At 28.5% G+C, this 6,290-nt stretch carries 5 protein-coding genes and 1 rRNA gene; 5 read left to right on the forward strand and 1 reads right to left on the reverse strand.

All coding sequences use genetic code 11. From position 1 onward, the window contains the following. The 3 genes from rrf to LEQ07_RS23295 all read left to right on the forward strand — a co-directional run. A 5S ribosomal RNA gene (gene rrf, locus LEQ07_RS23290) occupies window positions 1-71 on the forward strand; the annotation flags it as partial. A gap of 280 nt (window positions 72-351) precedes the next feature. After that, window positions 352-873, forward strand: a complete 522-nt coding sequence (locus tag LEQ07_RS19300; protein WP_046823717.1) for a GNAT family N-acetyltransferase — start codon at window positions 352-354, stop codon at window positions 871-873. Between the two features lie 31 nt (window positions 874-904). Next, window positions 905-1,048, forward strand: a complete 144-nt coding sequence (locus tag LEQ07_RS23295; protein WP_442952443.1) for an ASCH domain-containing protein — start codon at window positions 905-907, stop codon at window positions 1,046-1,048. A 312-nt stretch (window positions 1,049-1,360) separates the two neighbouring features. On the opposite strand, the gene LEQ07_RS19305 is transcribed toward LEQ07_RS23295, so the two are convergent. Further along, a complete protein-coding gene (locus LEQ07_RS19305; protein WP_263331882.1) occupies window positions 1,361-2,539 on the reverse strand; it encodes a pyridoxal phosphate-dependent aminotransferase in 1,179 nt (392 codons plus the stop codon). A 355-nt stretch (window positions 2,540-2,894) separates the two neighbouring features. Here LEQ07_RS19305 and LEQ07_RS19310 point away from each other — a divergent pair, with 355 nt between their 5' ends. Continuing rightward, a complete protein-coding gene (locus tag LEQ07_RS19310; RefSeq protein WP_263331883.1) occupies window positions 2,895-5,246 on the forward strand; it encodes an anaerobic ribonucleoside triphosphate reductase in 2,352 nt (783 codons plus the stop codon). Between the two features lie 36 nt (window positions 5,247-5,282). Then, window positions 5,283-5,822 carry an anaerobic ribonucleoside-triphosphate reductase activating protein gene (nrdG, locus tag LEQ07_RS19315; protein WP_046823721.1) on the forward strand — a complete coding sequence of 180 codons (540 nt, stop codon included), beginning with the start codon at window positions 5,283-5,285 and terminating at the stop codon, window positions 5,820-5,822. The last annotated feature ends 468 nt before the right edge of the window (window positions 5,823-6,290 follow it).

Genomic DNA, 6,290 nt, shown 5'->3' on the forward strand with positions numbered 1-6,290 from the left:
CAGAAGTTAAGCTCTTTAGCGCCGATGGTACTTGGTGGGAAGCTGCCTGGGAGAGTAGGACGTAGCCGCGTAATCTTTTTTATTTTACGTGGATTTAAGAGGTGGTTGATATTTAGTTTGCGCTTGGGTCATAAAGCTGAGAAGATGCTTTAAATAACCACTTCGCTGCAAACTAAATATCAACCACTTTTTGTTGTGAAAATAAAGAAGGATTACGCTTGTACGGTATGGGGTTAAATAAAAAAGAAGATAAAAAATTTAATATAATTAAGTTAAAAGTTGAGCATATAATGATGAATAGAGATTATTTTTATATAATATAGATACATAGTAATTAAGGGGGATGTAGAGATGAAAATAAAATTAATAAAGCCAACTTTAGAATATGCTAAGGATATTATGGACTATAAACGAGAGTTTTTAGAATTAGGGGATGATTTAGCTGGATGTGGGAGCTTAAGAGAATGTTCTACGGCTAAAGATTGGATTGATACAATTAACTTACTTGAAAGTGAAAAAACTTGTCCATCAGACAAGGTAACTTCTAATTTATACATAGCTGTAAGGCTAAGAGATAATAAAATTGTTGGAATCATTGATTTAAGACATCATATTAATCACCCGGTACTAAGTTTATGGGGTGGTCATATAGGTTACTCTGTTCGTCCGAGTGAAAGGAAAAAAGGATATGCAACAGAGATGCTTAAACAAAATCTTGTAAATTGTAAGTCATATGGACTTGATAAAGTGCTTATAACTTGTAACCATGATAATATAGGCAGTGAAAAAGTTATAATTGCTAATGGAGGAGTATTTGAAAAAAATGTAGAGGTTGATGGAAATATTATAAAACGTTATTGGATAAAATTATAAAATAGGAGAAATTTAGATGAAAAATCATATCATGACTTTAAATAATGACTGTTTTACATTAATAAAAAATGGAATGAAGACGATAGAGATGAGATTATATGATGAAAAGAGAAAGACAGTATTAAAGGGGGATTATATTACTTTTATTAATAATGGTAATTGTAAAATCATTTAAAAGTTAAAGTTCTAGAAATATATAAATATAAGAATTTTAATGATCTATATAAAAAATTTAATAAAATTAAACTTGGATATAGTTATGATGATTTTGCAGCTCCTGATGATATGGAACAATATTATTCTAAGGAAGATATAAAAAGATATGGGGTAGTGGGTATTGAGATAAAAGTTGTTAATGAGTAAACTTATGTTTAAATAATAGAATTAAATATTTAAAAGTATACATATAAATAAAAACTGTTCATGAAATTGAAGTGAAATTTTCCTGAACAGTTTTTTATTTTAAGTAAAATTAATTTATATATTTTTATAAAGACTCAGCAAGTTTTATTATTCTTTTTAATCCTTCTGTAAAAGAAGATTCACTACAAGCATAAGAAATTCTTATATAATCATCCATTCCAAATGCTATTCCTGGAACAGCAGCAACTTCATACTCATCTAATAGCTTATTACAAAATTCTATAGAAAAACTATCGGTATAGTTTAAATTATTTTTTACCATAGATAAATCTATAAATGTATAAAAAGCTCCATCTGGAGTTACATAATTTAATTTGTTGCATTGATTTAATATATCAACCACTTTATTTCTTCTTGAACGATATATATCAACCATGTCATTAATAGAATCAGAACAATCCTTTAAAGCTCCGTAAGCTATATATTGACTAGTTAGAGAGGGATGAGATACTAAATGTCCCTGTATTGTTGATATTGCTTTAGAAATTTCTTTGTTACTTGCAGAATATCCTATTCTTAAACCTGTCATAGCAAATGACTTAGAGAAACCATTTATAGTTATAGTTATATTTTTTATATCATTACTTAATGATGCTATAGATACAAATTTATCTTTGTAACATATTCTTTCGTATATTTCATCTGCTAGTATGTATATATTGTTCTTTATGCACACATTAGCTATTTCTAATAATTCTTCTTTTGAGTAAACTGCTCCAGTAGGATTTGAAGGATTATTTAAAAATAACATTCTAGTCTTTGAAGTAATACTCTTTTCTAAAATATCTTTAGTTAGTTTAAATTCATTTTCTTTATTTGTTTCTATAAAAACTGGATTTGCATTAACTAGTTTTATCATTTCAGGATAGCTAACCCAATAAGGTTTAGGAACTAGAACATCATCTCCAGGATTTAATATAGCTAATAAAGCATTTGTTATAGCATTTTTTGCACCACTAGAAACTACTATTTCTTCTGGAGCATAATCACAATCATTTTCTAAATTTAGTTTTTCAGATAATTCATCTCTAAGAATTTTTAATCCAGGAACTAAGTCATAATTAGTTAAGTTTTCATTTAATGAGTTTATTCCATGTTGAATTGCTGCATTAGGAACAGATAAATCTGGTTCTCCTATACTTAAATCAATTATACTTTTTCCTGATGTTTTTAAATCACGAACTTTTGAACTTATACCTATTGTATAAGATGGTGTAATGTTATTTAATCTACTAGATAACATGTTTAATCCTCCTTTTTAAGATAGATAAGTATATTATATATTAATTTATAACAACAAAGATAACTATATAAGATTTATTGATAAATTTGTCAAAAATGAGTGAAAAAATTATAAAAAAGTCTAAAAATTTGAACATATTAGAAATACTAATGTTCAAAAAATGTAGATAGTAATTTCAATGCTTAGAGGGTATTTGACGATTATGTACAATTTTGGTAAGCTTATTGTAGTAAAGTAATGACTTAAAGATTTTCCCTTTGACTTTGTTAAAGGGGATTTTTTTCATCCAAGCATACTATATATAGTATGCTTAATATTTGCGGATACTATATATTGTGATGAGGGGGAATTTATTGTGATTCAAGCAGTAAAGAAAAGAGATGGAAGAGTTATACCTTTTAACTCAGATAGAATAACGAGAGCTATATTCTTAGCTGCGAGTAAAGTTGCTCAAAGAGAAGGTAGTGTAGCGGATTATAATGTAGCAGAATTATTAACTCAAGATGTAATTAAGCTATTAAATATAAAGTTTGCAACAAATACTCCTGGAGTAGAAGATATACAAGATGCTGTAGTTAAAGTTCTTATAGAAAAAGGACATGCTAAAACTAGTGAAGAATACATAATTTATAGAACTGAAAGAAGCAGAATAAGAAACTCTAAATCTAGACTTATGAAGTCTATAGGAGAAATAACTTTTGCTGATGCAGATGATGCTGACATAAAAAGAGAAAATGCAAACATAGATGGAAATACTGCGATGGGAACTATGCTTCAGTATGGAAGTACAGTGTCTAAAGAGTTTTGCAAAACTTACATGTTAAAACCTGAACATGCATTTGCTCATGATAATGGGGATATACACATACATGATATGGACTTTTTAAATATGGGAACATTAACATGCTGCCAAATAGATTTAATAAAGTTATTTAAAGATGGTTTTTCAACAGGACATGGATTCTTAAGAGAGCCAAACGATATTATAAGTTACGCAGCTTTAGCAGCAATAGCTATACAAAGTAACCAAAATGACCAACATGGAGGACAAAGTATACCTTTCTTCGATTATGGTTTAGCTGAAGGTGTATATAAGACATTTAAGAAATTATATATAAATAATATGAGCAAAGCTTTAGAGTTATATGAAGGTATAGAAGCTTTAGATAAAATAAGAGACATTGTAGCTTATGTAGAGGAAAATACAAATACTAAGGCTAGTATAAGCTTAGATGATTCATATATAAATTTAGAAAAAATAGAGTTAATAAATAGATTAAATATAAAAGATGATGTAGTAGAAAAAGCACAAAAGTTTGCATATAAAGAAGCATATAAAGAAACAGATAGAAGCACATACCAAGCTATGGAAGCTTTTATACACAATTTAAATACTATGCATTCAAGAGCAGGAGCTCAAGTTCCTTTTTCAAGTGTGAATTTTGGAACAGATACATCTGAAGAAGGTAGATTAGTCACTAAAAACTTATTATTATCAGTAGAAAAAGGTCTTGGAAATGGAGAAACAGCTATATTCCCTATATTAATATTCAAAGTAAAAGAAGGAATAAACTTAAATCCTGAAGATCATAACTATGATTTATTTAAGTTAGCATGTAGAGTTTCTGCAAAGAGATTATTCCCAAACTTTAGTTTTATAGATGCTCCTTTTAATGCTAAGTACTATGTTGAAGGAAAACCTGATACTGAAGCTACATATATGGGATGCAGAACTAGGGTAGTTAGTAATGTATGTGGAGAAGAAGTTGTAAGTGGGAGAGGTAATTTATCATTTACAACAATAAACCTTCCAAGATTAGGAATAAAACATGGAAGTATAAATGGACAAAACTTAAATATAGACGAGTTTTACTCAGAGTTAAATGAAAAGATAGATTTAGTAGTAGACCAATTACTAGAAAGGTTTGAAGTTCAAGGGAACAAAAAGGTTAAAAATTTCCCGTTTTTAATGGGACAAAATGTATGGAAAGGGTCTGATGATTTAGGTCCTAATGATACATTAAAAGAAGTTATAAAACAAGGAACGCTAACAGTAGGATTTATAGGATTAGCAGAATGCTTGATAGCTCTTATAGGAAAACACCATGGAGAAAGTGAAGAAGCTCAAAATCTAGGTCTAGATATAATTAGTCATATGAGAGATAAAATGGAAGAAGCTAGTAAAAAATATGGATTAAACTTCTCTTTAATAGCCACTCCAGCAGAAGGTCTATCAGGAAGGTTTACTTCTATAGATAGAAATAAATATGGTGAAATAGAAGGAATAACAGATAAAGAATATTATACAAACTCATTCCATGTACCTGTATATTACAAAATAAGTTCTTTTGACAAGATAAAGATAGAAGCTCCTTACCATGAATTAACTAATGCTGGACATATAACTTATATAGAGTTAGATGGAAGTCCTTCAAATAACTTAGAAGCTTTTGAAACTATAATAAGAGCTATGAAAGAATTAGGTATAGGATATGGAAGTATAAATCATCCATTAGATAGGGATCCTGTATGTGGGTATTCAGGTGTTATACCTGGAGATATTTGCCCTGCTTGTGGTAGAAAAGAATCAGATGGAGAGATTGGATTTGAAAGAATAAGAAGAATAACAGGATATTTAGTAGGAACAGTAGATAGATTTAATAATGCAAAGAAAGCAGAAGTTAGAGATAGAATAAAACATAGTTAATATTTAAATTTAATGTTTTAATGAGGGGGAGTATACATGAAGATAAGATTAGCTTCGCCTATTACTGTAGATAGTATAGTAGATGGGCCTGGGCTTAGGGCTGTTTTATGGACACAAGGATGCATACACAATTGTAAAGGGTGCCATAATTCTAAAACTCATGATTTGCTGAGTGGGTTCGAAGTAGATACAAGCACAATATTTAAAGAGATAGAAAAACTAAAATTGCATAGAGGTGTAACTTTATCTGGAGGGGAGCCATTTTTACAAAGTGAAGCTTTAGCTGAAGTTGCAAAAACATGTAAAGATAATGACTTAGATGTATGGGTATATACAGGATATACATTTGAGGAACTTACAGATAAGAAAAACCCTTCATATTTTAATAATTTAAATTTACTTAGAAATATAGATGTTTTGGTGGATGGAAGATTTATAGAAGCTAAGAGAGATATAAGTCTTAAGTTTAGAGGATCATCAAATCAAAGAATTATAGATGTTAAGAAAACACTAGAGCTTAAGAAAATATGTTTACATGATGAATATATGAAAGAAGATTTAGGAATAGCAAAGTAATAAATTAAAAAATAAGCATAAGTTTTTACTTATGCTTATTTTTTTGCCTTTTTTCTTAAAAAGATTTAAAAATATCGAAAATGAAATAAATTAAAATATATACATATTTATGGTGGATAATGTGGATAAGTCTTGCGTGTGTAAGTGTATATGCAATTTTAAAACTGTAGATAATGTGGATAAAAATGTTGATAACTTAAGGAACACTTTCTTTATTAAAGTAAAATTAAAATATAATTAAAAATAAAAATAAACTGTTGACTCTATTTTGATTAGATGGTAAAGTATTACTTGTCCTTAAGAAACGGACGAAACACAAAAGAAAAAATGAACTTTGAAAATTAAACAGTAGGTTAATTATATAAATTCTTTTTAAAGAATTAAACACAAACAACCAAGCCAGATATTCAGATAATGATTAGCTGAGCGATGGACAACTTTTTAAATTATATTTGAGAGTTTGATCCT

It is taken from the genome of Paraclostridium sp. AKS73 (assembly GCF_025671395.1).
GTDB classification, from domain to species: Bacteria; Bacillota; Clostridia; order Peptostreptococcales; family Peptostreptococcaceae; genus Paraclostridium; species Paraclostridium benzoelyticum.

What these genes read in the sequence shown, in the direction of transcription:
- nrdG (WP_046823721.1), top strand. Translation starts at nt 5,283, where the DNA reads ATGAAGATAAGATTAGCTTCGCCTATTACTGTAGATAGTATAGTAGAT.
- LEQ07_RS19305 (WP_263331882.1), bottom strand. Translation starts at nt 2,539, where the DNA reads ATGTTATCTAGTAGATTAAATAACATTACACCATCTTATACAATAGGT.
- LEQ07_RS23295 (WP_442952443.1), top strand. Translation starts at nt 905, where the DNA reads ATGACTTTAAATAATGACTGTTTTACATTAATAAAAAATGGAATGAAG.
- LEQ07_RS19300 (WP_046823717.1), top strand. Translation starts at nt 352, where the DNA reads ATGAAAATAAAATTAATAAAGCCAACTTTAGAATATGCTAAGGATATT.